Source organism: Blautia sp. OM07-19 (genome assembly GCF_003481595.1).
In the GTDB taxonomy this organism is placed as follows: domain Bacteria; phylum Bacillota; class Clostridia; order Lachnospirales; family Lachnospiraceae; genus Blautia_A; species Blautia_A intestinihominis.
In genome coordinates this window covers 1-218 of record NZ_QULA01000027.1, presented here as the reverse complement: position 1 = coordinate 218, position 218 = coordinate 1, and the positions used below count along the sequence as shown (strand labels likewise).

1 protein-coding gene is annotated in these 218 nt (G+C 33.9%); it reads left to right on the top strand.

What is annotated here, in order from left to right:
- Positions 1–218: hypothetical protein (locus DXC01_RS20360; protein ID WP_199705020.1), on the top strand; the 218-nt coding region annotated here is incomplete at both ends.

The window sequence follows — 218 nt, the reverse complement described above, 5'->3', positions numbered from 1 at the left end:
AGGAGATGACACATTTTAAGATCGATGGAAAAGAAGTATATGCAGTGGACGATAACAGATTTGGAAGTTTCAATACTGGGGTAGGACAGGATGAATTACTGAAAACAGATCAAAATTCTGCGCATCTTAAACATTTTAACGCCTATATATCTTATGACAGTGATTATGATCTGAGTAATAAAACAGTAGAAATCACATTAAAGAATCTTACGGAGGAA